The organism is Laspinema palackyanum D2c, assembly GCF_025370875.1.
GTDB lineage: Bacteria > Cyanobacteriota > Cyanobacteriia > Cyanobacteriales > Laspinemataceae > Laspinema > Laspinema palackyanum.
On the sequence record NZ_JAMXFD010000009.1, the window covers coordinates 205,344 to 230,842 of the forward strand.

The 25,499-nt window shown below is 46.3% G+C and carries 18 protein-coding genes; 9 read left to right on the top strand and 9 right to left on the bottom strand.

All coding sequences use genetic code 11. The features are described 5' to 3' along the window. Positions 1 to 70 precede the first annotated feature (70 nt). From NG795_RS13605 to NG795_RS13615, 3 genes are all read right to left on the bottom strand, one after another. A complete protein-coding gene (locus tag NG795_RS13605; protein ID WP_367289196.1) occupies positions 71 to 997 on the bottom strand; it encodes a ferritin-like domain-containing protein in 927 nt (308 codons plus the stop codon). Positions 998 to 1,065: 68 nt separating this feature from the next. Beyond that, positions 1,066 to 2,127 carry an aromatic ring-hydroxylating dioxygenase subunit alpha gene (locus tag NG795_RS13610; RefSeq protein WP_367289197.1) on the bottom strand — a complete coding sequence of 354 codons (1,062 nt, stop codon included), beginning with the start codon at positions 2,125 to 2,127 and terminating at the stop codon, positions 1,066 to 1,068. 523 nt (positions 2,128 to 2,650) lie between these two features. Beyond that, a complete protein-coding gene (locus tag NG795_RS13615) occupies positions 2,651 to 3,031 on the bottom strand; it encodes a hypothetical protein (protein ID WP_367289198.1) in 381 nt (126 codons plus the stop codon). A gap of 404 nt (positions 3,032 to 3,435) precedes the next feature. On the opposite strand from NG795_RS13615, the gene NG795_RS13620 reads away from it, so the two are divergent. Together NG795_RS13620 and NG795_RS13625 are read left to right on the top strand one after the other, a co-directional pair. Then, positions 3,436 to 4,833 carry an AAA-like domain-containing protein gene (locus tag NG795_RS13620; protein WP_367289199.1) on the top strand — a complete coding sequence of 466 codons (1,398 nt, stop codon included), beginning with the start codon at positions 3,436 to 3,438 and terminating at the stop codon, positions 4,831 to 4,833. Positions 4,834 to 5,179: 346 nt separating this feature from the next. Then, positions 5,180 to 8,680: a WD40 domain-containing protein gene (locus NG795_RS13625; protein WP_367289200.1), complete on the top strand. Its 3,501-nt coding sequence runs from the start codon at positions 5,180 to 5,182 to the stop codon at positions 8,678 to 8,680. A gap of 420 nt (positions 8,681 to 9,100) precedes the next feature. Here NG795_RS13625 and NG795_RS13630 read toward each other — a convergent pair whose 3' ends face one another. The 4 genes from NG795_RS13630 to folK all read right to left on the bottom strand — a co-directional run bounded on the left by NG795_RS13630 (position 9,101) and on the right by folK (position 12,221). After that, entirely contained in the window at positions 9,101 to 10,537 is a 1,437-nt protein-coding gene (locus tag NG795_RS13630) for an FAD-binding domain-containing protein (protein WP_367289201.1), read from the bottom strand. Positions 10,538 to 10,680: 143 nt separating this feature from the next. Then, entirely contained in the window at positions 10,681 to 11,232 is a 552-nt protein-coding gene (locus NG795_RS13635; protein WP_367289202.1) for an NUDIX hydrolase, read from the bottom strand. Positions 11,233 to 11,409: 177 nt separating this feature from the next. Beyond that, positions 11,410 to 11,610, bottom strand: a complete 201-nt coding sequence (locus NG795_RS13640) for a heavy-metal-associated domain-containing protein (protein ID WP_367289203.1) — start codon at positions 11,608 to 11,610, stop codon at positions 11,410 to 11,412. A gap of 122 nt (positions 11,611 to 11,732) precedes the next feature. Continuing rightward, entirely contained in the window at positions 11,733 to 12,221 is a 489-nt protein-coding gene (folK, locus tag NG795_RS13645; RefSeq protein WP_367289204.1) for a 2-amino-4-hydroxy-6-hydroxymethyldihydropteridine diphosphokinase, read from the bottom strand. A 699-nt stretch (positions 12,222 to 12,920) separates the two neighbouring features. On the opposite strand from folK, the gene NG795_RS13650 reads away from it, so the two are divergent. After that, entirely contained in the window at positions 12,921 to 14,963 is a 2,043-nt protein-coding gene (locus tag NG795_RS13650; protein WP_367289205.1) for an AAA family ATPase, read from the top strand. 154 nt (positions 14,964 to 15,117) lie between these two features. Here NG795_RS13650 and dusA read toward each other — a convergent pair whose 3' ends face one another. Then, on the bottom strand, positions 15,118 to 16,143 hold the full coding sequence (dusA, locus tag NG795_RS13655; protein WP_367289206.1) for a tRNA dihydrouridine(20/20a) synthase DusA: 1,026 nt from the start codon (positions 16,141 to 16,143) through the stop codon (positions 15,118 to 15,120). Positions 16,144 to 16,374: 231 nt separating this feature from the next. Then, entirely contained in the window at positions 16,375 to 17,877 is a 1,503-nt protein-coding gene (glpK, locus tag NG795_RS13660; RefSeq protein WP_367289207.1) for a glycerol kinase GlpK, read from the bottom strand. 583 nt (positions 17,878 to 18,460) lie between these two features. Here glpK and NG795_RS13665 point away from each other — a divergent pair. From NG795_RS13665 to NG795_RS13690, 6 genes are all read left to right on the top strand, one after another. Then, positions 18,461 to 20,317 (top strand): sensor histidine kinase, encoded by a 1,857-nt coding sequence (locus tag NG795_RS13665; RefSeq protein WP_367289208.1) that lies wholly within the window; start codon positions 18,461 to 18,463, stop codon positions 20,315 to 20,317. Continuing rightward, positions 20,307 to 20,990 (top strand): PD-(D/E)XK nuclease family protein, encoded by a 684-nt coding sequence (locus tag NG795_RS13670; protein WP_367289209.1) that lies wholly within the window; start codon positions 20,307 to 20,309, stop codon positions 20,988 to 20,990. The genes NG795_RS13665 and NG795_RS13670 overlap by 11 nt, the downstream gene beginning before the upstream one ends. A 3-nt stretch (positions 20,991 to 20,993) precedes the next feature. Further along, on the top strand, positions 20,994 to 21,542 hold the full coding sequence (locus tag NG795_RS13675; RefSeq protein WP_367289210.1) for a hypothetical protein: 549 nt from the start codon (positions 20,994 to 20,996) through the stop codon (positions 21,540 to 21,542). A 19-nt stretch (positions 21,543 to 21,561) separates the two neighbouring features. Next, on the top strand, positions 21,562 to 22,008 hold the full coding sequence (gene ybiA, locus NG795_RS13680) for a riboflavin biosynthesis intermediates N-glycosidase (protein ID WP_367289211.1): 447 nt from the start codon (positions 21,562 to 21,564) through the stop codon (positions 22,006 to 22,008). Between the two features lie 225 nt (positions 22,009 to 22,233). Continuing rightward, complete coding sequence (locus tag NG795_RS13685) at positions 22,234 to 24,459, top strand: ATP-binding protein (RefSeq protein ID WP_367289212.1); 2,226 nt, start codon at positions 22,234 to 22,236, stop codon at positions 24,457 to 24,459. A gap of 19 nt (positions 24,460 to 24,478) precedes the next feature. Then, positions 24,479 to 25,180: a response regulator transcription factor gene (locus tag NG795_RS13690; protein WP_367289213.1), complete on the top strand. Its 702-nt coding sequence runs from the start codon at positions 24,479 to 24,481 to the stop codon at positions 25,178 to 25,180. Positions 25,181 to 25,499 lie beyond the last annotated feature (319 nt).

The following is a 25,499-nucleotide window of genomic DNA, read 5'->3' on the forward strand; positions in this document are numbered from 1 at the left end:
CGACTGAAGTCGTTATTACGAACTAAGAAAGAGGACGACTGAAGTCGTTACTACGAACTGGGGATGGGTTTTATTGAAGGACGCATTTTTCTGGGGGGTAGGGGGTGAAGGAGCCTTTTTCTTCTAGGTGATTGATGATAGAATGGGTGGGGTCGGAGCGGAGGAGCGATCGCAGGAGTTGGAGGCGAGTGGCGCTGTGGGTTTGGGTGTCTAATTCTTGGAAGATTTTGATTTGTTGGGGACGGGATAAATCTCCTTTGACTTGTGCGATCGCCTGAAGGACTCGTTGGGGTCCGACTTGGACCATCTGCAAGAATGAGGTGAGGGCTTCTACGATCGCACTCTGGGATTGCGGGGTGATGGGGTGGCGATCGCACAAGGTGACGCCGGTACTGTGATGGCGCGCTTCGGCATCGAGAAATCCGCGAAACATCTGGGTTAATTCGCGATCGCAACAGTCGTTAGCGAGGTGGCGATAATGGCTAAGTCCCCATCCTTCTAACACCACCTGAATCACAAAGATTAAGACGCTTTTATCCTCCATCTCCACAATTTCAGCCAGTAATTCTAAAAAGCGATCGCCCGTTGCTACTGGGTCGCGATCGGCTAAAAATGGCCGAATTTGCGCTAAATGAGTGGCTTCATCCGCTGCAAATAACCCATACAGCATCCGTTCTTCCGTGGTTTCGGCCAGCATGACCATTTTCGCCATGTATCCCACGCCTGCTTTTTCTACAAAGTAGGCTTCTTCCAGAAGTGCGTTGCTACATTGATACAAAATTTGCTGCTGTTCTTCCCCAGTGGAATCCTGAAAAATTTTCACCTGATCCAGGCCAAAGTAAGATGAATTCCAATAGGCCGGGGTGACTGCCTCTGGGATTGACAACGAATTGCCAATGCTGCTTTTTAAAGCAGCAGAAAGAAGGCGATGCAATTTATCGCCTTCTGTAACATGAGGTAAGTCAAACTGCGCTGTGGTAAATAAAGATTGACTCATCGGTGACTCCGTGGCAACCATTCCATTATGGCGTAGTCTAGCCTGGGTTTTTTCCGGAGTCGTCGGGATTATGACAGATGCTCAACTGTCTCCCAGGTTTCCCATTTCAGAGGTTTTTGTGTTTCTACTTGTTCGATAAACTCAATAATCGATTGATCCGCTAGAGTCGGGGTTTTTAAATCAAATTTAATCGTTTCAAATACTTGAGTATCCCCTTTGGCAAAGTAATTCCCCACCCGCAAGGTAATCCACAAGACAATCCGATTAAATAGCCATCCCCCCAAACCGGGACGTTTCTCGGTAATGGCGATCGTTTGACCTTCGGCTTTGCCATCGGCTTTGAGGCGGATAGTAAACATAATGTGAAAGTGCAAAAAGTCTGGCCCCACGGTCACAGTGCCAGTGCTGCCATACCAATAACACATTTTATAGGTAATTTCATTTTGATACAGGGGACGAATCAGTTTGATAAACCAAGATTGGTCTCCCCCACGGGTAATATTGTTGAAAATAATGGCGTTGTCGTTGAGGTTTTCTTTCTCGAATTTCACCTCAACGGGTAGGTTATGAACGGTATTAAAATGATGGGCATCGATCGCATTAATCATCACTACATTCGGATGACAGTTTTTGCGGAACCCTAACCCAAAGCCCGCATCACAGTCTTTACCAGCCAATTCTGGAACAAAAGGCACGGGATGTCGGGGAGTCTCGCCGGTCCAAACCCAGACTAGGCCATAGGTTTCACAAGTGGGCCAAGACCGAACTTTGGCGGGAATCGTTCTATCTAGGCCCGGAGTTTCGACACATTGGCCGCGATTATCATATTTCCAATTGTGGAAAAAACAGCCCAATCTATTCCCGTCAACTTTGCCTTCAGCGAGGTGAGCGCCCATGTGGGGACAGTAGGCATCTAAGGCGACAACTTTGCCATCGGTTCCTCGATAAATTGCCAGGTTTCGACCTTGTAGGGTGATGGGTTTAACGTGACCAATTTTTAAGTCCTTAGACCGGATGGCCCAGTACCACCCTTCTATAAATCGTTCGGGATTATTAAAGGTTTTGGCTTGGCGAACGGTCCGTAAACTTTGGGCTAAATCGGCAAGGGGTTGAGATTCAAATTGCAGCACTGAATTTCCTTTCGTTGAATTGAGGTTTAATAACGTGACTTAAACGTTGATATCAATTATACCGAAGAGATTTAAAGAGGCAATCCCCTAGCTATGGGGGAGAGTTTGCCTCCTCAATTTGTTATAACCTTTAAGTGTTTCCGTGAGGAATCATCTGTCCTCCATATCCTTAAAATATGGAAAACTGGAATCAGTAATTTGCCTATAGATTCATTAAAACAGATCAAGCAGCCAAAGGCGATCGCCGCCTCAGACAGTTCATAAACTGGCCCAGAACCCAGTCTCATACCCGGTTTCACTTCTGTTATTGTGAATAAGCATCAATGAAAAGGAACGAGAAACAAGAGGGTCTCTATGATTCGGATTAGCAAGTGTTTAAACGGTTCAGGAGTTCGCCCAGAACCCACGGCCCTAAACCAATGCCTTTCCCTGGGTACATTTTACTTAAGAAAAAATTCCTCATCTCACCCGCTGGTTTGGAGAGATAGGGGAACAATGGATATGACATTGAATGAGCACAACGCTAAGTCAATAAGGGATTGGCATCCATTGTTTTGTTTTTATTATATTGAAAGCAAAAAATTTCTTCGCGATCGCGCCATACAACGGATTGAACTTGGGACTCGGAAATGGTAAACCAACCACTGTCCAACAATCTAAACATTCCTTGGACAAAGAGAGGATCGTTCATCATTGCAGTGTATTCTTGGAAGAGAGCAAGTTCTTGGTCCCAGGTCAACCCGGCGCGGTTCACGCGAAAGGCCGGTTCGATATCCATCAATTCGCCGGTGCATCCATCATAAATTTCTATGAAATCATCCGGGGTGAACCCATAGGTAGGCACTCCCTGGGGAAACAGTTCTTCAAACTCGTGATTTGGAACAGAGAGGTAAGCGTAATACATCAGCACCCTCCCAGGTGTACTGTATATGATAGTATCCGCGATCGCCGATACCTTTTATGACCTAGGAAATGCCAAAAAGTCAGGAAATCTTGACATTAGGCTCCTGGGACGGCGATCGCTGATGACTTTTTATTACTTTTCCTGACCTAGCAAATCCGGACAGAAAAAAAATTTTTCCAACTCCTCCGGGAGATTCTAGGATTAGTCTGGTTGTCTGTTGTCAATTGACTATTACTCATTCGTTACCCTTTACCCCCTTTCATGAAATTCTGAAAAATTCAGGTTCCCTCTGTCCCCACCGTTATCTGCTGTGGGTCCTAGGCTACCGCAGCAACCTGATATAATACAAATTAATAGTTATTACCCCGGACTTTCCCCTTCTCTTTATTAAAACTTTAAGCTTTATGCAGGAAACTCCTATCAATTTTGAAGAAGCATTCAAAATAGCCGATCGAGTAATTTTTGCCAAGACGGGAAAGCATATCACCGATATCGAAATGATGATTTTTCGGGGTGCTTGGCAAGACAAAACTTACGAAGAGATTGCGGAAAATACGGAATATGCCGCCAATTATTTACACCGAATGGTGGGCAAAGATTTCTGGCAACGCTTGTCGGATTCATTAGGGGAGAAAGTTAGTAAGAAAAATTTTAAAACGGCGTTAGAACGGCATTGGAAAGCAACCTTAAACAATTCCCAGGCGGGAGGAGGGTCTTTACTGAAAACCGAGAGTTGGGTGACCTCAGAAACGCTCAAGGGACCTATACTAAACTGTTCAGAAGGTTCGGTTCCCTTGGACTCGCGGTTTTATGTTCACCGTCCACCGATAGAAGCCCGATGTCAAGTGGCGATCGCGCAACCGGGGGCATTAATTCGGATTAAAGCGCCCCAACAAATGGGCAAAACCTCCCTACTTGATCGCATCCTAGAAGTGGCCCGAACTGCTAACTATCACACCGTTACCTTAAGTTTTGATTTGGCCGATAGTACAGTTTTTGCGGACCTCCGCACCTTCTTGCAGTGGTTTTGCGCCAGCGTTGGTCAATTATCTGGGTTACCCAATCAATTATCAAATTATTGGGACGATATTTTTGGCTGCAATAATAATTGCACCGTTTATTTTGAGGAGTATATTTTATCTCAATTGCCAACTCCGTTAGTCTTAGCTTTAGACAAAGTTGATGTGGTATTTGAACATCCGGAAATTGCCAATGATTTTTGTCGATTATTACGCGCTTGGTATGACATCGCCAGACGTAGCGATCGCCGGGGGGATATTTGGAAACAACTGCGATTAATTGTGGTGCATTCTACGGAAGTTTATAGCGCCCTTGACATCAATCATTCTCCCCTTGCCAACGTGGGCGCTGTCTTTCCATTACCGGAATTTACAGCCTTACAGGTGCAGGATTTAGCCCAACGGTATGGCTTAAACTGGGACAGCGAGGGAGAAGTTCGCCAGTTGATGAGTGCGATCGGGGGACATCCCTATTTAATCCGAAAATCCCTGGATTTTTTATGTCGTCAACCGATGACATTAGAGCAATTTTCCCAGATTGCGGCAACAGAAGCAGGGCCATTTAGTGACCATCTTCGCCAACATTTATGGAATCTCCAACATCATCCTGAATTGGCAGCAGCCTTTCGTGATGTAGTGATGGCAAATAAGCCTGTTAAAATTCCTTCTGAACGCGCTTTTAAGTTATATAGTATGGGATTGGTTCAGTTACAGGATAATAATGTTACCCCTCGATTTGAGTTGTATCGACAGTATTTTTCGGTGCGTTTGGCTGTTAATTGATAATAGGTTGACTGCATGATTAAGGGTAAAGCTATTCGACCCATAAAATGCTGTTTGGCAATCGGAGGGAACCCCACCCTAGCCCTCCCCTTGCTAAGGGGAGGGGACCGGAATTCGACCATAAAATTTTGTTCTAATTTCCACCCTTACCAATCGGGGGGAACCCCACCCTAGCCCTCCCCTTGCTAAGGGGAGGGGACCGGAAGGGGAGTTAAATAGTAAGGCAAATCATCTTAATCGTGAACTTCAAAAAACTACTTTTGTAAGATTCTAGTCCCCCCCTTAGCAAGGGGGGGTTAGGGGGGGTCCTCCCCATTTAATCCCAATTTAAACTGGTAAATCAATCATGACAAACTCCTATATTTTTTCCGGGACCTTGCCTGAAAATGCGCCAACTTATGTCAAAAGAAGGGCAGATTTTGAACTGTATGATGGATTAAAATCAGGTCAGTTTTGTTATGTATTGAATTCTCGACAAACGGGAAAATCCAGCTTGCGGGTGCAGGTGATGCGGCAGTTAAAAGAAGCGGGAGTTGCCTGTAGTGTGATTGATATTTCGATGGACAATATCCAGCAGGGGACTTCAACTCAGTGGTATGCGAATATGCTGCGGAGTCTGACCCTGGATTTGCAACTTGAGGTGAATCTGGGGTCTTGGTGGCGCGATCGCGAGTGGTTATCTCCTCTGGGGCGATTTCGGGAGTTTATCGAAACTGTGGTGTTGGTACAAATTCCGGGAACAATTGTCATTTTTATCGATGAAATTGACAGTATTCTCAGTTTAAATTTCCCTACTGATGATTTTTTTGCCTTTATTCGCGCTTGTTACAATCAACGGGCGCATCAGCCCCCTTACAATCGCCTGACATTCTGTTTATTAGGAGTGGCAACCCCCTCAGATTTAATCGCAGACAAACAGCGTACTCCGTTTAATATTGGACAAGCGATCGCCCTACATGGGTTTACTTTAGCCGAAGCGAAACCTGCCTTAATTCCCGGATTGTCTCAGCAGTTTACGGATCCGGAAAGTGTTTTATCAGAAATCTTAGATTGGACCGGAGGGCAACCGTTTTTGACCCAGAAATTATGTAAAATGGTGGTAGATAAAGCCCATAATTCTCGACCGGATGTAGGGGCATTAGTTAAAACATATCTGTTGGACAATTGGGAATCTCAGGATGAACCAGACCATTTAAAAACAATTCGCGATCGCCTCCTTTGTGATGAAAAACGCACCCCGCGACGATTGGGATTATATCAAAAAATTTTAACAGCGCACCCCGAGGGTTACCCAGCGGATAATAGTCCGGAACAAACTCAACTGCGCCTCTCGGGGTTAGTCGTCAAACATCAGGGCAATTTAACCGTATTTAATCGAATTTATCAACAGATTTTTAATGCCGACTGGATTGAGAACCAGTTGGCGAATTTGCGTCCCTATTCTGAGGCGATCGCCGCTTGGTGGGAGAGTGGTGGAGAAGATTCCTCGCGGTTATTGCGGGGACAGGCGTTACAGGATGCTTTAAACTGGGCTAGTGATAAAAGTTTAAGCGATCGCGACTACCAGTTTCTCTCCGCTAGTCAAAATAGCGAGAAAAAATCCCTAGAATTAGCCAAAATCGAAACCGAAATCACCTTAGAAGCGGAACGAAAAGCCAAACAAATCCTAGATACAGCCTATAAAAAAGCCCAACGAGTCATCACCTTCGGATTAGTCGGACTCTGTGCCGTTTCTCTGCTTTCTATCACCATTATTGCCTGGGCAAATTCTCAAAAAAGACAAGCGGAAATTGCTGAAATTAAAGCTTTGAATTCTGCGTCTAAAATTCGCAACTCTTCCAACGAAAAACTCGAAGCGTTAGTCAATGCAATTCGGGCCGGTCGAAAATTACAATCTAATTGGGCAACCTCGGAATTAATGGCCCCGGCAGTGGTTAATTTAGAAACCATTCTTGCCAATCTTCAAGAACAGAATAGTTTCAATCAGCATAGCGGATGGGTTTGGGATGTTGCTTGGTCTCCCAACGGAGAAACCATTGCCACCGCCAGCGCTGATGGTAGAGCAATTTTATGGACAGCGCAAGGGGAATTATTGCAAACCTTAGAACATGGCGATCGCGTTTATGGACTTGCTTTTTCCCCAGACGGACAAACTCTTGCTACAGCAACTGCCAATCACCAGGTCAAATTGTGGGCAATGGATGGGACTCTCTTTCATACCCTCAGCGGACATCAAGGGAGTGTTTTTGCCGTGAGTTTCAGTCCTCAAGGTCAGTTACTTGTCACCGGCAGTACCGACAAAACTGCTAAAATTTGGCGCATCGAACCCAACTCCCGAACTCCTCCCATCCTGCTGCAAACTATCACCGCCCATACGAAAGAAATTTCTGATATTAGTTTCTCTCCTGATGGTGAAATCCTCGCTACAGCAAGTTATGATAATCAAGTGAAACTCTGGCAAATTACCCCCCAGGGAACAGCAGAATTATTAACAACATTGACCGGACATCAAAGCGGTGTTTCTACTGTGAATTTTGCTCCCAATGGTCAAACTTTGGCAACCGCGAGTGGCGATGGGAGGGTCAAACTTTGGACTCGGGATGGACAATTCATTAATGCTTTCAAAGCTCATGATAATGTGGTGACTCGGGTAATTTGGTCTCCTGATGGCAATTTACTGGGGACGGCGAGTGAGGACCACAGCGTGAAACTCTGGAGTGTCTATGATAGGACCCTGCTGAAGCGTTTAACGGCCCATAGTGCTGCCGTCTGGGACATTGCCTGGTCCCCCGATGGCAAAACTTTGGCCTCCGCGAGTGGGGATAATACGACAATGTTATGGAATCCTGAAATTCGGTTAACTGAGGTCTTTCAGGGACATCAGGATTTGGTGAATACGGTGAGTTTTTCCCCCGATGGCGAGATTTTGGCCTCGGGGAGTCGGGATAACACGGTGCAACTGTGGCAACAAAATGGGACCTTAGTCCAAACTCTGCGAGGACATAGGGATTGGGTCCAGGGAGTGGCCTTTTCTCCCGATGGAGAGGCGATCGCCTCCGCAAGTCGAGATAAAACGGTCAAACTTTGGGACCGACAGGGAAAGGTTTTGCAGACCCTGCGGGGACATTCAGATTTAGTGCATAGTGTGAATTTTTCTCCGGAAGGCGATCGCCTGGTTTCTGGCAGTTGGGATGGAACTGTGAAAGTTTGGAATCGAAACGGCAGTCTTCTGGCAACTTTAACCGGCCATCAAGGACGAGTGTTTGAGGTAAAATTCAGTCCAAAAGGGACGTTAATTGCTTCCACCAGTGCAGACAAAACGGTGAAATTGTGGGATAGCGATACTTTTAATTTAGCTGCTACCTTAGAGGGACATTTGGATGAAGTAAATAGCGTGAGTTTTTCTCCCGATGAAGCAGCGATCGCCACTGCCAGTGATGACAATACGGTTAAAATTTGGAGTCGGACTGGAGAACTATTAAATACACTAGAGGGACATCGGGATAAAGTGTTGTGGGTGAGTTTTTCATCCGATGGCAAAATTTTAGCCTCCGCCAGTGACGATCGCACCGTTAAAATTTGGAGTCGTAACGGTCGCCTCTTGACTACCCTAGAAGGACATCAAAACCGAATTGCTGGGGGAAGTTTTAGTCCGGATAATCAGATTTTAGCCTCTGCCAGTTGGGACCAAACGGTAAAACTATGGACAATTGCTGATATTTCCCGAGAAAGTTTAGATGGTGAAGGCGATCGGTCAAAATTAGATAAACTCTTAACCTTGGCCTGCGATCGGTTACATGATTATGTCACCTACACCCTACAATCTTCCCTCTGTCAAGCAGAATAAATTCATCTTTCTTAGTTCGTAGTAACGACTTCAGTCGTTCTCTTCTCTTAAGTTCGTAGTAACGACTTCAGTCGTTCTCTTCTCTTAAGTTCGTAGTAACGACTTCAGTCGTTCTCTTCCTGTTCGTAGTAACGACTTCAGTCGTTCTCTTCCTGTTCGTAGTGAGGAGTGGGAACATCTTGCTCCCTACTCTCAAAAAGGGAGAAAAATGCTCCTACTGTTTTGTAGAATTACCCAATTTATTTCGGGTTATTATACGAAGAATTGAAAAGAATTGCCGGTGTTACTAAATTGGGGGATAACGACTGAAGTCGTTACTACGAACATCGGAAACGACTGAAGTCGTTACTACAAACCAAGAGAACGACTAAAGTCGTTACTACGAACATCGGAAACGCCTGAAGGCGTTACTACGAACTTTTATTCCGTTAAGGCTTTTTGCTGTTGATATAGGGCTTTAAATCGACGCTGTTGTTCATTGTGATTGACAAGGGGTGCAGGATATCCAGAGGATTCCCGTTCTAATGGGAGAATTTTCCCTGAAATTAAAGCTTCTGTCTCAATGGATCGCAACTCGGGTACCCACTCGCGAATGTAGTCTCCTTCGGGGTCGAATTTCTGGGTTTGGGTTGTGGGATTGAAAATTCGTAGGGGTTTGGGGTCCATGCCACTGGAGGCACTCCACTGCCAACCGCCATTGTTTGCAGCGAGGTCTCCATCATATAATTTCTGCATGAAATATTGTTCTCCCCATTGCCAATTTATAATCAAGTCTTTGGTGAGAAAACTGGCGACAATCATCCGGCAACGGTTGTGCATCCAGCCGGTTTCATTCAGTTGGCGCATGGCAGCATCAACGATGGGATAGCCGGTTTGTCCTTCACACCAAGCTTGAAAGTGTTCTTCGTTATTCTCCCAAGGAAAGTCTTTCCAAGTGTCTCGATAAGGTCCGGTTGCGAGTTCGGGAAAGTGATAAAGTGCTTGTTGATAAAATTCGCGCCATGCGAGTTCTTGTTGCCAGGTTTGGACACCTTTGCGAGTTTCGTCACTCCGGCATTGTTCAGAGGCGTTGAGGGTGGCATTCCAGACGGTGCGAATGCCGATCGCCCCAAATTTGAGGGCGGCACTTAATAGAGAAGTTCCGGGAACTGCGGGGAAATTCCGTTGTTCGTCGTAGTCGTAAATGGTGCGATCGCTAAAGTCTTCGAGTTGCGATCGCGCGGCAGTTTCTCCCGGTTCCAGCATCAGGGGATTATCCCAACTTAATCCTAAATCTTTGAGGGTCGGTAACGCAACTACACCAGCATTTTTGGCCCGTTCTTGTTCAGATTCAGTTAGGGATATAGCCTGTTCTAATCCCGGGACAGCTTCTGCTTTTGTTTGGCGAATCCAGTTTTTCCAAAATGGCGTATAAACGGTGTAGGGATTGCCGGTATTACTACAAATCTCTCCGGGAAAATGTAATAGCTGGTCCCAAAAGGTTTCCACTGCAATTCCCTGTTCTTTGAGGGCTTCTCGAACTGCTTTATCTCGGTCCTGGGAATAAGGTTCTATATCTAAATTCCAATAGACAAATTGAGCTTGTAAGGCAGTGGCTAATCGGGCGATCGCCTGTCTGGGTTCATCAAACAGGATGAACAATTGACTCCCTATTTTAGCATAGTTTTCCTGGAGTTCAGCCAAACAACCGAGCATATATTTAACTCGGGCTGGAGCAATATCAGCGCCGTTTAAAATATTGGGGTCTAGGCAAAATACGCCAACAAGTTTTCGGCTTTTCTCAAAGGCAGTCGCCAATCCGATATTATCGGTGATTCTTAAATCGCGGCGATGCCAAAACAAAATTAAATCAGACATGAATCTTCCTTGGTTTTATAAGTCGCTTTAATTTTGGGGTTGAGTTTCCTTTAAGGGGATTGCTAATTCTCAGAGCATTTCTCACTCTTTAAACCCCCAAACCGGCATGGACAGAAAATGCCATGTCCGGTGCGATATTTTACTTAAAAATTTAGAAGACGCTGCGCTAGGAAAAAGCTAGAAATTGACTTAGAATCCACCGCTTCTCCATTGAGAATTGCCAGCTCAAAATCGTGAGGCGTCATTAAAACGGTTTGGATATCTTCATCCTCATCTAATTGTTGCGGCGTGGTTAATTTTTCTAAATCTTGGGCTAAAAAGGCGTAAATTACTTCATCAGAATACCCGGGTGCAAGGAAAAATTGACCTAATCTTTGCCATTGATGAGCACGGTAACCCGTTTCTTCTTGGATTTCCCGCTGGATGGTTTGAAAGGGGTCTTCATCATGTTCCACGGTTCCCGCCGGAAATTCTAGTAATCGTCCTTGGACAGCAAAGCGATATTGTTCTACTAAAACGAGTCGTCCATCTGCGGTAACGGGGATGCAGAGTGCGCCGCCTGGGTGTCGAATGCATTCCCATTCTCCTTCGGCACCATTGGGAAGGCGTAAACGGTTGACATCAAAGCCAAATTTTCGACCGGAATAGGAGAGACGATGTTGAATCAGGGTGGGGGGTTCTTGACCGAATACCATAGTTATTTATAACGGCGATCGCTGAATGTGCATAAGAACGATTAGAAAGAGGAATTCGATGCAATTCCCCCAAGACTTGAGCGGACTTAATCTAACCCGGGCGGTGCGTTGAGCTACAGCCGTAACGCACCGGGTTTTAGGGGAAATTCTCACCCCTTAATTTGGGGGAATAAGAGGTTAATCCTCTTTGACTTCAAAGCCGACTGCTGTAATGGCTTGTTTGAAGGAGGATTCGGAAGCGGCAGAATCTAACGTGACCGTTTTGTTTTTTAAATCAATATCCACTTGAGCATCAGAATCAACCGTTTTAATCGCGCCTGTTATCTTTTCAGCACAGCTTTCACAGACCATTGATGGAACATTTAGTTTGAGTGACATTGTTAAACCTCGTTTACTTTACTGCTTTTTATTGTGATGGGAACGACTTAATTTTGCTATCTCCCCTCTGGCAGATTTGTGGGAATTAACGCCTGATCCCCTCGATTCATGGAATAGATTAATCAATTGTACAGGGTTTGTACCCCGCTGATGTCTATTCGTTGCAGAAGTTGCCCGATCGCCTCGCCGGATACTGGATCCACCCAGTCCGGGGCGATTTCTGCTAAAGGCAGTAGCACAAATGCTCGTTCTCTCATCCTAGGATGCGGTATTTCCAAATTTGGCGTTGCCACAATTGCATCGTCATAGAAGAGTAAATCTAGGTCCAGAGTTCTAGGTCCCCACCGTTCCCGGCGTATCCGTCCGAATTGCTGTTCAATCTCTAATAAACGCGCTAATAACTGGTCGGGGGTGAGTTGGACTTGCACTAAAGCACAGCCATTGAGATAATCAGGTTGCGGAGGGCCGATCGCTGCGGTTTGATACCAGCGTGAGGTCTGCTGTACTGATATCCCTGGGGTCGAATCTAAATGAGCGATCGCTGAAGCCAAAATCCTGGGAGAGTCACCCAGATTGCTTCCCAGTGCGATCGCACAGATCACTGATGTCATGGTTTCAGAAAGTAGGGGAGGGTCGGCATAAACAAACCGTTTACGAGTTCTCAACAGTTACAAAGTTATTTTACCTGCTCAATTCATTCTGATTACGGCTAAACCCCAGAAAATTTATCTCCCGTTTTCGCTGAAAGTTCTGTTGCCAAGTTTACCCTCTAATCTTTAAACCGTCTAATTTTATCCCGCTTTCCATCGGGTATGGTATCGATTATAACTGATTAAGTTCGGGAAACCCTCCCCAATTTATGCGAAAAATTCTTATAAACATTGGGGAGTTTTTATTAAAACCCCCAAAAGTATGAGACCCCAATTAACGCAGATTTTGAGAATCCATCCGACCTCAATGTAGAGGCGATTCGCTTGGATGCCTCTCCATTGAGATTTTAACTTTAAAGATTGCGGAAGTTTCATGAAAAATTATGTCAAGAAATTTAAAAATAATACTCCAGAGTAAGCGGATTTTTGTCCGGATAATCTCTCGAAGATTTGGGTCTAGGAGACAAACAGTGACCGCGTTGAGGTCACGGGATTTAAGATTGGGTGCATGAAACTAGGGGGGAAAAAGGGATAACCCGGGTCCCTCAAACAAAAAATCAAACGGTTAACGTTAAAGAAGTCCAGTAATTATGTTATCAATCCTAGGGAGCGAAGTTTAAAATCTAGCCCCTAAAATAGTATCAGTTCCACGACCCCACTATGCAACCGCCGCTAATCTGCCACTTTTTGATTGGGATCCCTGGTTGTGGCAAATCTAGCTTTGCCACAATGCTGACAAAACTTACGGAGGGACGGATCGTTTCGACGGATGGGATCCGCAAATCCCTCTATGGGGATGAACGGATCCAGGGAAACTGGGAAGCGATTGAACAAGAGGCGATCGCGCAGATTCAAGCTGCGATCGCGGCAGGAGACAGCGTAATCTATGATGCCACCAATGCTAAACGGGGATGGCGGATGAGTTTGCTGTGGAAATTGCGGCAGTTTCAGGTTCCGTGGATGGGGTGGCAGTTGGTGACGCCTTTGGCAACCAGCAAGCGATGGAACCAAACTCGCAGTCGCCAGGTGCCCGAGGGAGTCCTTGAGTCCATGTCGCGATCGCTGCATCAGTTTCCTCCTCTGCTGGCAGAAGGGTTTGCCGCATTGTATCGAGTCAACCCAGAACAAGGGGTCCAGGAGGCAGATATCCAAAGAAAAATCCAACGCCTGCGCGATCGCCACCCCGGAGAACCCCGACAGTCCTTTTCTCAACCTCGGTACCATCAATATTCCCAGTTGCAGGATTTTGATCGCCTCATGCACTTAATTTCCCTGATTTTGCGCTATCCGGGAATCGGCAACCTGCAAAACACCGCGCCATCGGTTTTAGAAACCCTCTTTGACCCCCTGCCCCAATTTACCAGCGCCATTGAAGAAGTTAGCGCCATCATGGGAAAATTAGCCGGAGAACTCTATGCAGACTCCGTTGCCTTGGCATCGGATCTGGAATGGTTGGAAGGGAATCATCTGATTGGAACCGGCGGATTTTGGAATGGTAATACTCCAGAAATTCAAGTAGAACCCCTGGAAAATTTGGCCGTCTCCCCCCATCCTTACTCGGCGATCTCACCGTTTAAACGACTGCTTGCAACCATTCGCTTGATCATCCATCACCCCGTTTTTCGAGAACCGGGAACCGCGAATTTTCAGGCATTGGCGATCGCACTTCACCAACAGGGAATTATTCCTCAAACCGGAGACAACTACCTCCGAAAAGATATGGAGCGCGTCTTAAACCCCTATAAAATTTTATCAGATTTGCCCTTGAAACCCGGTTATTTTGCAGGAACAGCGATTTTTTCACCCACGGAGTTAAAGCAAATCTATTGGTTGCTACAGTCTCAGGAATGCTATCTCAGCGACCCCCTCGCCCGCTCCATTTCCCACCAGTTAAAAGACCGCATGGGACTGATGGAGTTAAATGGTCAGGGTTCTGATGCTTATTCCATCCGGGAAATCGCCCATTATAACGCCCGGGACTTTCCCTTTATTCCCCGAATCGAGGCGGCGATCGCCCAGGGAACCTTACTAGAATTTAAACGCATTCCCGGATTTAAAGACTTATCCAAAACGACCGAACATTTCTTTTTAGCTTGGCCATTAAAAATTATATTTTATGCCGGTTCCTGGTATCTCGGCTATGAATGTGAAGGCGGCAAAGAACCCGGATTATTTCGTTTAGAACGATTGGACCGCTTGCGAGTCAATCAAGAAATGGAAACCTCCCGCAGTGCCGAAATTCAGGAACAATCGGGACGACAATTAGAAACCCTTTACCAAGAAAGTGCTGGCGTATTTTTAGGAACCAGTACCACTCAGCAGCGCCGTTTCCTCAGTTCCAATCCCGAAAACCGCAAGCAAGTCGAGTTAATCGTGGAATTATGGTTTACAGATAAATCTTTTCGGTTTATTCGAGAAGAAACCAAGCATTTACCTAGCCATAAAATCACCATTTCCGAACCCTTCTTTTTTCAGGAAGACGATAAAATTTCGTCCATTTACTTAACTCCCTCCCCTGACCCCGATTTTCCCAATCGCCTCCAAATCAAGGTCCCCAAATGGTCATTAAATGATGTAACTTTTTTACGCTGGATTGTGGGATTTGATGGCAATCTGAAGATTCACACTCCGCCAGAATTAGTCAAGAAAATTAAAAAAATTGGTCAGGAAATTGTGAGGGTTTATAGTCGGAAATTATCATAAATGTGGGGTGATAAACTCCTAAACCTCTCCCCGGACCTCCCCTGGGAGGTCCGGGAGAATAAGGAAAATTAGGCTCACACTCCTCTTTTTTATTGCTATAAGGGGGAGGAATGCAGACTTTAGGGTTTGACGTTTTTTTAATTCCCCTTCGTAGCTATTCCGGGACTTTGGCTAAGGCAGCACGAATGACATCCGATCCTGCGCCGGGAAGATAGGCGTTTTCGCTAATATGTCGTTTCCATGCCCGACTTCCCGCTTGTCCCGTGAACAGTTGTAGGATATGTCGGCTAATTTGATTCAAATGGGAACCTTGAGCTAACCAGTGGTCAATATAAGGCAACATCGCTTCCACGACTTGATGCCGAGAAAGGGGCGGGATTTCTTCACCAAAAATGTCCCGATCGCAGCTTGCAAATAAATAAGGATTATCATAAGCAGCCCTACCAATCATCACCGCATCCACCTGTTGAAGATGTTCCCGCACTTGTTCCATTGTGGTGATACCGCCATTAATTTCAATCCACAATTCAGGAAACTCTCGTTTTAACTGATAAACATCTTCATATCTCAGGGGAGGAATCGTGCGGTTTTCCTTGGGATTTAACCCCGAAAGCCATGCTTTGCGAGCGTGTACCGTAAATCGACGACATCCCGCTTCGGAGATAATCCTGACAAATTCTGTCATATCTTCATACCGATCGCGATCGTCAATTCCGATGCGATGCTTCACCGTTACCGGCAATTTTGTCACCCGTTGCATTGCCTCTATTCCCCTCGCCACTCGTTCCGGTTGAGCCATTAAACAAGCGCCAAAATTCCCATTTTGAACCCGACTACTGGGACATCCTACGTTTAAATTAATCTCGTCATAACCGAAGTCTTCAGCAATGCGGGTACATTCCGCCAGTTCCAGGGGATCATCCCCTCCCAGTTGCAGAGACAGCGGTTTTTCTTCTGGGGAAAATCCCAACAATTTTTGACGATCGCCATGAATAATCGCCCCTGTGGTAATCATTTCCGTATAAAGTAAGGTGCGCTGGGTAATCAGGCGCATAAAGTAGCGATAATGGCGATCGGTCCGATCCATCATCGGGGCCACACTCAACGGCAAACCGGGTTCAGAATGGCTTAATTCGGACTCCTGAACTGAGGGAAAAACCTGGGTGTTGATAAGATTCATGATTTCGGCGAGCGCAGCAATGGGATAGCAATAAACGGTTCAGGGTTGAGAGCTTAAGTCTCTTTAAATCGGGAATGAGCCCCTCTTTCAGTTTAAATCAGGAAAACTCTTTCAAACTTTTGAAGGCAATTCTTCCTTAAATTTTATCGGATTTATGAGCATATAGCAGATTTCAAAGCCCCTCTCCCATCTTGGGAGAGGGGTTTGGGGCCGCCATCGCTGTACCTATTCTCAATCCACCCAATTTTTAGCCCGACTTACCGCCTTTTGCCATTGAGCAAAATGAGGTGCTGCGGTAACTTTTCCCTCTCCAGGTTCAAAGCATCGATCCAGGGTGCGAGTTTGAACCAGAGTGTGATAATCGGTCCAGAAACCCACCGCTAAACCGGCAGCAAAGGCGGCACCTTGAGCGGTAGCATCAAGAATTGTAGGACGTTCCAGGGGAATGTTCAGCACATCCGCTTGAAATTGCATCAGAAAATCATTTTCGCAAGCGCCGCCATCGACTTTTAAGCGTTGTACGGGGGTATCACTATCTTGATTGATGGCATCAACAACTTCTTTGACTTGATAGGCGACTGCCTCTAAAACAGCGCGAACTAGATGGGCACGGGTTACGCCAGCGGTGAGCCCCAAAAATGCCCCCCTGGCACTCATATCCCAATGGGGTGCACCGAGTCCACTCAAAGCGGGGACGAAATAGGCCCCATTAGTATCGGGAACGGAACGGGCGATCGCCTCGGTTTCTCCTGCGGAATGAATCAAGTTTAATCCATCTCGCAACCACTGCACAGCACGTCCTGTTGTAAACATTGCTCCTTCTAAGGCATAATTCACCTGATTGCCATCAGTCCAAGCCACAGTCGAAAGAAGTTGATGATGGGAACGGACTAATTCCTGACCCGTTTGAGCAATTAAAAAACAGCCGGTCCCATAAGTACATTTTACCAGTCCCGGGCGATCGCATCCGTGGGCGAATAATGCCGCCTGCTGATCTCCTAAAATCGCCATAATCGGGACTGAAAACCCCAGGATATCCGGATCCGTTTCTCCAAAATAGCCGAAACTGTCGCGAATTTCTGGCATGATTTCCTGGGGAATTCCGAATAAATTTAAGAGAGTTTGGTCCCAATTTAAGGTTTCCAAATTCATCAACAGGGTGCGACTGGCATTGCTGCGATCGGTGGCGTGAACCTTGGACCCGGTTAGTTTCCAAAGTATCCAACTATCGATGGTTCCAGCGAGAATATTTTTGGGATTAATATCGGGGCGATTGTCCTTGACCCATTGTAATAACCAGGCCAGTTTAGTGGCCGAAAAATAGGCATCTAAAACTAATCCCGTGCGATTTTGAATTTCAGAAGCATGACCCTTTTCCGTCAACTCTCGACAGAGGGGTGCAGTCCGGCGATCGAGCCAGACAATGGCCGGATGCAAGGGTTCTCCGGTAGTTTTATCCCACAGCAAACAGGTTTCACGCTGGACGGTGAGACCGATCGCCGCAATTTCAGAGCCAGAAATTCCCCGGTTTTGCAAGACCTTTTGAATGCAATGGTAGGTATCCTCCCAGATGGCGACTGGATCATGTTCTACCCAACCGGGCTGAGGATATAATTGATTCAATTCTTGATAAGATTGGGAAATTAATTGACCCTCGTGATTAAACAAAATCGCCCGATTGCCCGTTGTCCCGAGGTCGAGTCCTAAAACTATATTTGAGTTAGATTGTTTCATAAACTATAGGGATTAAATGAATGAAACTGAGAACTTTCGGGTCAGGGTGGTGCATTTACAGGTCAGATTTGAGTGCTGAATTGTTATAGATTAGGGACTCCCCTATCCCTGAAAGTTTCTCCCAATCAACCCGTGACCGTGAATTCTCAGAAAACTGCCTCTGATGATTACTTGTCGTCCCCATTAAGGATTAAATATTTGCAATCTTACAATGAGTGGAATATAATTGTTCAAGGCAAACAGATTAATTTCTTTAAATATCCAGTCCTGGGGCCCTCAATGTCAAGCCCCTAAAGGCTCCGTATTATCACGGAAAATTATAAAACCCTTGGAAATTTTATAAAAATTTAATAAAGTAGAGAAATGCTCACGCACCCGCAACCCGATTCATAACGTTTTTTGTGAAGACGGATGCGGGTTCCATTCTGGAATTAAAGCCAGTTGGCAGTTGAACGCTGCCTAACTCAGCGTTCACATCGTTGAGGAGGAACCCTTCATCACCGTTATGTTGGGATCCTTACACCGAGAAAACATCGCTTGTCCTCAGACAAGAGTATCTTTATCAGCAAGGGAAGCCCCATCTATGCAGCTTCAAGAGCCTTACAAGGTCCTAGAGACCCGACAACCGAGAGGGATTGTGGATCCATCACAGATTGGCAATGTGGGGAACTCCTCTCCAAATCTCCTCGATCAGCTCAAAACCAACATTCGCCGCTTAAGTATTAAGCAAAAAATCGGCTATGGTTATGGACTGACAATTTCGATCGCGTTATTGGGAACGGGTCTGGGGTTAGTAGTAGGCGATCGCTATCACAACAAAGCCAAACAACAACTGGTTCATGCCTACGAGCAACAGCGGATCCTCACCCGTTTGCAATATGAGGTGGTCACCGCGCGATCGCATCAACAAGGTTTAGTTTCCAGTGCGGATCAGTCCCTCTGGAGTGAATCTAAAAGCCGTAGCTTTCTGACCCAAAATCAGAAAGTTGAAAATCTGTTAAACGATTTGCAAGAGGTGGTTAAAACCAATGAGAAGAGTTTAGTCACCGTTGATGAATCCCAAATGCAAAAATTATGGGAGATTCAAGAAGTTGCTGAAAAATCTTCTCAAGACTTGCTGCAGTTACAGACCTTGAATCCTAATTTGGGCTCCGATTTAGTGACTCGTCTCACTGATTCGGAAAGAGAGAGAGTTTTGGCGCAAATTTCCCAAGTGGAATTTGCATTAGAAACCCTTTATCAGGAGTTAGACCAGACCTTAGATGCAGCCCAGGCCCAAGAGAATGCGGCCAAAGAGACCTTTACTAAAGCCGAATCCCTGCGATGGAAAATTGCAGTATTCAGCATGATTTTATCCGTGGCGATCGCCGCGATGTTAGCCTCATACACCAGTCGGGCGATCGCCCGTCCCATTGAATGGGTCACCCAAGTTGCCCTCCGCACCACTGAACAATCCAATTATAGACTCCGCGCCCCCATCCTCACCGAAGATGAAGCCGGTTTACTCGCCACCTCCCTGAATCAACTGATTAGTCGAGTTGAGGAACAACTCCAGGAAATTCAGCAAGCTCAAACCCAGCTCATTCAGACCGAAAAAATGTCCAGTCTGGGACAATTAGTCGCTGGAATTGCCCACGAAATCAATAATCCCATCAACTTTATCACCGGCAATATCGAGCATAGCAATCATTACATCCAAGACATCCTCGAAATCGTCAAACTGTATCAAAAAGAGCATCCCAATCCGTCCCCGGAACTACAGGAACTCATTGAAGATGTAGATTTAGAATTCGTCATCGCCGACTTGACCAAAATGCTCTCCTCCATGAGCATGGGTTCCGAGCGAATACGGCAGATTGTCCTTTCTCTGCGTAACTTTTCGCGCCTGGACGAATCCGAGAAAAAACGAGTCGATATTCACGAAGGAATCGACAGTACCCTGTTGCTCTGTAACCATCGCCTGCACCCGAACATTGAAGTGATTACCCGCTATGATGAATTGCAGCCAATCGAGTGTTATCCGGCGCAACTCAACCAAGTGTTTATGCACTTGATTTCCAATGCGATCGATGCCTTAGAAAGCAAACCGAATAAAGAGTCAAACCCCCTTCAGTCCCATCGCCAAATCGTCATTCAAACCCAGAAGCTCAATGAAAGAACCATCCAGGTTAAAATCTCGGATAATGGTCTGGGAATGGATGAGGCAATCCGCAGCAAAATATTCGACCCATTTTACACGACGAAACCCCCCGGAAAAGGGACAGGTTTGGGATTATCGATTGTTTACCGCGTGGTAGAAAAACATGGAGGTAAAATCGAGGTGAGTTCACAACCCGGAAGAGGGACAGAATTTAGGATCACCCTTCCCATTGAACCGTTAGCTCATCCTTTATCCATCCAGCACACTCGACCTTCTGTCCCCATTTTAAATGCCATCTAAAGTCCAAAAAATGAGCGCCCTTCTGGGTAAATTTAGAACCCTAGGGCAGTCCAAACGAGAGAAAACCCAAGCTCAAATGTCGGAATTCTTGTCAAGTTTTTCCGACATCCATCAGAAATCCAGGCAGCGTCAGGTTGCTAATTTTAATCTATTTTCTCTCTTGCAACTGAGCAAAAACGAGACAACCCAAACCACCGTGTTAGGGTGGCTGTTAGATGCTGAGGGTAGTCATGGGCAAGGTCCACTGTTTTTAGAACAGCTTGTCAAACTTTGTGGTGACTGTATTCCTTCGGAGCATTTCAGCCAACCCTATCGCCTCCTTTCTTCAGCGATCGCACCCCAATTGCGCCTGGACCTGATTCTGTATCGACCCGGGGAATTTTTAGTGGCGATCGATAACAATATTTTGGACCGAGAAGGCATCCACCAAGCTGACCTAGAAATTATCGAGATGCGACGGTTAGGTTCAGCGCAACGCATCCCCAAAGAACGACAAATCGCCATCTTTTTAACCCCCGAAGGACGAGAACCCCTGAGTGGAGACCCATCCCATTGGCACTCGCTTTCCTATCCCCAACTCGCCGCAGCCTTTTCCCAAGTTGTACCGCAACTGAATGATCTAAAACTTAAACATATTTTGGTAGACTGGATCGAGGTGGTGTCAAGGGTATGATTTATGAAAATTTTCTCAGACGAAAGTAAGTTATTAGCCAAAAATTGGGAAACCTATCAGGAACTTCTCAAAGCAGAACAAACCCTTAGAAGTGAACTCCAAAACTTTTTGGAATCTCTGGAAGCCGATTTAGCTAAAAATCCCTGGTGGCAAAATCAGTGGAATTTTATCGTTTATGAAGAGACAGAAATTTATATTTCTCAGGCAAATTGGGTATCGGCTTATGATGAATATGTTATCTTAATTGGCTTAGAAGGATTGACCCCGGAGCGATTGTTTGGCATGGACAATCCGCCTCTGCTATATGTAAAATCTTCAGATTATAATTTGGGAGAAATGCTCATTGAAAAACTCAAAGAAGAAGAAAACTTAAAACAGGGAGACATTGATTATAGTTCCAGTCGCTATCTCGTCACCCACCCCTTAAAGGTGCTACCGAACGAAGTTGAAAAATTTGATAAAGTCGTTCGTCAACCTGCCCTGGATTTTTTAAGTTATTATGCAACTACCCTGGAAAAATATACTGACTTAATAGAAAAAGCCCTGAGTTAAAAGGGGCAGGAGATAGACGGTGACTCTATATTTTTATAGCCTCCGTAGTGAATACGGATGTTTCTCCAACTTTTCCCGGCATGGCTTTGAGTTAGATGGGGTATGGTGGCCGACGAGCGAACATTATTTTCAAGCTCAAAAATTTGCGGGAACTCCCCATGCCGAGCAGATCCGACAAGTTAACAGCCCTAGGGATGCCGCCAACATGGGACGCGATCGCAAACGTCCCCTACGTCCGGATTGGGAAACGGTCAAAGATGAAATCATGCGCCGTGCGGTCCTCAAAAAATTCCAGACTCATGACGACATTCGGGAGATTTTGCTCGGAACTGGAGAGGAGGAACTCGTAGAAAATGCCCCTCATGATTATTATTGGGGATGCGGTAAAGATGGCAGTGGTCAGAATAAATTGGGCCAGATTTTAATGGAGGTGCGAGCAATTCTGCGTCAGGAACCCTCAATTTAATCAATTTAATCGAGGGTTTTTACGCTTAAGGTGATTTGCCCTTCTCGTAACTCCACCTCCGGTCCCCTCCCCAAGACACAGGGGAGGGGACCGGAATTTCCCTAAATGAGAGGCAAATCCCCCTGAACATAAAAAACCACGCCCCATTCTCCCAAAACTTCACAACGTGGCACAATAGAAATAGACTCATCTCTCATCCTTGCCTTCCACCGGATAGAAAGAACCTTGCTGGCTCTCCTAAACAAAATCCGAGAAATTATTGCCCGTTGGTGGTCCGAATTCACCCTCCAGACCCGACTGATGGCAGCCGCCACCCTGGTTGTGTCCCTCATTATGAGTGGACTCACCTTTTGGGCTGTCAATACCATTCAGCAGGATGCCCGAATCAATGACACCCGCTTCGGTCGAGATTTGGGACTGCTGCTGGCAGCCAATGTCGCCCCATTAATTGCTGAAGATAATCGCACAGAAGTGGCCCGCTTTTCTCATCGGTTCTATAGCAGCACCACCAGCGTGCGCTATATGCTCTATGCGGATAAGGAGGGCCAAATCTTCCTGGGAATTCCCTTTTCGGAGTCCGAGGTCCAAAATTCCCTAACCCTGCAACGGAGGATTCAACTTCCCGAGGGCTTTGCCACTACTTATGACTTGCCAATGGTCCGGCAGCATCGTACCCCGGATGGCACCGTCACCGATGTATTTGTCCCCCTGGCGCACGAAAAAGAATATTTGGGTGTCTTGGCGATCGGGATCAACCCCAATCCCACCGTAGTCACCTCCTCCAACCTCACCCGGGATGTCACCATTGCGGTATTTATCTCCATCTGGGTGATGGTCATTTTAGGGGCCGTCTTTAATGCCTTGACCATTACCAAACCGATTAAAGAATTGCTGGTTGGGGTGAAAAACATTGCTACAGGAAACTTCAAGCAGCGGATAGACTTGCCTTTGCAAGGCGAACTCGGGGAATTAATTTGCAGCTTTAATGAAATGGCCGAACGGCTAGAACGGTATGAGGAGCAGAACATTGAAGAACTCACTGCCGAAAAAGCCAAATTAGAAACCCTAGTTTCTACCATCGCTGATGGAGCCGTCTTATTAGACACTTCCTTACAGGTAATTTTAGTCAACCCCACCGCAAGGCGGATTTTCGGCTGGGAAGGCAAAAACCTGATTTCTCAAAATATCCTGGATTTGCTCCCTGCCGCAGTCAGTGCCGAGTTGACTCAACCCCTGTATGAAATGGCCGCAGGGGATTCCCTGCGAGAGCTTTCCTCCTCCAATGACGGGGATGGGGATATTTCCGGCAACGGCTATGCGTCCCGAGAGAGTGGGGAGTTTCGCCTCACCCTGAGCGAACCGACAAAACGCACCGTGCGAATTTTACTGAGTACCGTGCTGCTGCATAAAGCCCCCGGAGGCGATCCCCTCTGCAAGAGTTGCATCTACCATCACGAAGATACCTGTACCGCCCCGGAACGGCCCTACGCCACGGAATGCACCCTCTATCATGATGACTCGGTTTCCTCGGCGACGGCGCAATATCGCGAGAGTCTCAAAGGCATTGCCATGACGGTTCAAGATATTACCCGAGAGGTCAAGCTGAATGAAGCCAAGAGTCAGTTTATTAGCAATGTCTCCCATGAACTGAGAACGCCGTTATTTAATATCAAGTCCTTTATCGAAACCCTCCATGAATATGGGGAAGAACTCACCCAGGAGGAGCGTCAGGAATTTTTAGAAACCGCCAACCGGGAAACCGATCGCCTCACCCGCTTGGTTAACGATGTCCTGGATCTCTCCCGTCTGGAATCCAGCCGGACCTATCAGTTTGAAGCGGTAGAAATTGCTCAACCTGTGGAGCAAACCCTGCGAACCTATCAGCTCAATGCCAAAGATAAAAATATTGACCTGATTCAAGAAGTTGATCCCGAATTGCCCGCAGTGGTGGCTAACTATGATTTGCTCCTACAAGTGTTTGCCAATTTGGTGGGAAATGCCCTGAAGTTCACCGAACCCGGGGGAAGAATTGCGATTCGCGCCTATTTGTTGGAAACCGAAGAGGATAATTCCTGGCGCTCTAATCCACAATGTCCTCTCCCGAACCAGCAGCAGAAACCCAATGTGCCGATGGTGCGGATTGAAGTGGGGGATACGGGGATCGGGATTGCTGCAGAAGACCAAGTAGCGATTTTCGATCGCTTCTTCCGGGTGGAAAACCGAGTTCATACCTTGGAAGGGACAGGGTTAGGTCTTTCCATTGTCCGCAATATTATGGAAAAACATCATGCCCAAATGCATTTAGTCAGTGAAGTGGGGGTGGGAACCACGTTCTGGTTCGATTTGGCGGTGTACCCGGAAAAAAAGCATCGGGTGGAAAAGACCCAGGACCAGGCGATCGCCCCGGCTTTGGATGAGGCCCCTAATTCCCATCCCACCCCGGTGAGTTAAGGGAGGAAACGGGTCAGGTATGAAAATTTTAATCGTTGAGGATGAACCGGAAATTGCTCGAATTGTGGGGCGGGCATTAGAAGCCGAAGGCTTTCACTGCATCAATAGTCGCGATGGTTTGACTGCCCTGCGCGTCTTTGAAGAAGAACAGCCGGACTTAATTGTTTTAGACTTAATGTTACCCGGATTAGATGGGTTAGAAGTTTGTGCGCGCATCCGGCAAAAACCAGGACCTAAAGACCCTTATATTTTAGTGCTCACCGCTAGAGGAGAGGAAATTGACCGGGTGATTGGCTTATCCACCGGGGCCGATGATTATATGGTCAAACCGTTTAGTCCTCGGGAATTGGTGGCGCGAGTCCGAGCTTTATTGCGCCGGAGTCTGCGACAAGGGAATCAGAGTTCTCAGGTTTACCAAACTGAACATTTCATGGTGGATCTGGACCGACGCATCGCCACCAGGCAAGTGGAAAATCGGGAGTTAGAAACCTTGGATTTAACTACTTTGGAGTTTAATCTGCTGTCAACGTTTTTAAGCTATCCCGGACGGGTTTGGCAGCGATCGCAACTGATAGAAAAACTCTGGGGGGATGACTTTTTCGGGGATGAACGGGTTGTGGATACTCATGTCGCCCGCTTACGAAAAAAAATCGAACTGGACCCGGCCAATCCATCTTTTATTAAAACCGTTATTGGTGTGGGCTATAAATTTGAAGATTAGCCCCCATACTTGACTAACCCTCAAGGATTTTGTCAAACTTAAGATGATCTTTAAAAGTAGGAATATACAGCGTCTAAATCGGTTGTAGAATTCCAGCAAGGGGCTTTTTCCTTTCCGAGAGGCTTGGCGATCAAGGTCGAGAATCAGCCCGAACCTTTGAATCTACATGATTTAGACCGACTCGACGCACGACCTAGGGGATTTCCAGAGTTCAGGGAATGGAAATCAGGAAAAACAGCTTTTGCAGGGCCATCTACTTTTTCGAGTTTCTATTTTCTTAAGTCCAGAAATAGTATCCATCGGTACCGGTTTCCAGGGA

Coding starts and splice junctions, on each gene's coding strand:
- NG795_RS13630 (WP_367289201.1), bottom strand. CDS start 10,537: ATGTCTGATTTAATTTTGTTTTGGCATCGCCGCGATTTAAGAATCACC.
- NG795_RS13635 (WP_367289202.1), bottom strand. CDS start 11,232: ATGGTATTCGGTCAAGAACCCCCCACCCTGATTCAACATCGTCTCTCC.
- dusA (WP_367289206.1), bottom strand. CDS start 16,143: ATGAATCTTATCAACACCCAGGTTTTTCCCTCAGTTCAGGAGTCCGAA.
- NG795_RS13640 (WP_367289203.1), bottom strand. CDS start 11,610: ATGTCACTCAAACTAAATGTTCCATCAATGGTCTGTGAAAGCTGTGCT.
- NG795_RS13670 (WP_367289209.1), top strand. CDS start 20,307: ATGCCATCTAAAGTCCAAAAAATGAGCGCCCTTCTGGGTAAATTTAGA.
- NG795_RS13605 (WP_367289196.1), bottom strand. CDS start 997: ATGAGTCAATCTTTATTTACCACAGCGCAGTTTGACTTACCTCATGTT.
- NG795_RS13665 (WP_367289208.1), top strand. CDS start 18,461: ATGCAGCTTCAAGAGCCTTACAAGGTCCTAGAGACCCGACAACCGAGA.
- folK (WP_367289204.1), bottom strand. CDS start 12,221: ATGACATCAGTGATCTGTGCGATCGCACTGGGAAGCAATCTGGGTGAC.
- NG795_RS13620 (WP_367289199.1), top strand. CDS start 3,436: ATGCAGGAAACTCCTATCAATTTTGAAGAAGCATTCAAAATAGCCGAT.
- NG795_RS13615 (WP_367289198.1), bottom strand. CDS start 3,031: ATGTATTACGCTTACCTCTCTGTTCCAAATCACGAGTTTGAAGAACTG.
- NG795_RS13675 (WP_367289210.1), top strand. CDS start 20,994: ATGAAAATTTTCTCAGACGAAAGTAAGTTATTAGCCAAAAATTGGGAA.
- NG795_RS13690 (WP_367289213.1), top strand. CDS start 24,479: ATGAAAATTTTAATCGTTGAGGATGAACCGGAAATTGCTCGAATTGTG.
- NG795_RS13625 (WP_367289200.1), top strand. CDS start 5,180: ATGACAAACTCCTATATTTTTTCCGGGACCTTGCCTGAAAATGCGCCA.
- NG795_RS13650 (WP_367289205.1), top strand. CDS start 12,921: ATGCAACCGCCGCTAATCTGCCACTTTTTGATTGGGATCCCTGGTTGT.
- glpK (WP_367289207.1), bottom strand. CDS start 17,877: ATGAAACAATCTAACTCAAATATAGTTTTAGGACTCGACCTCGGGACA.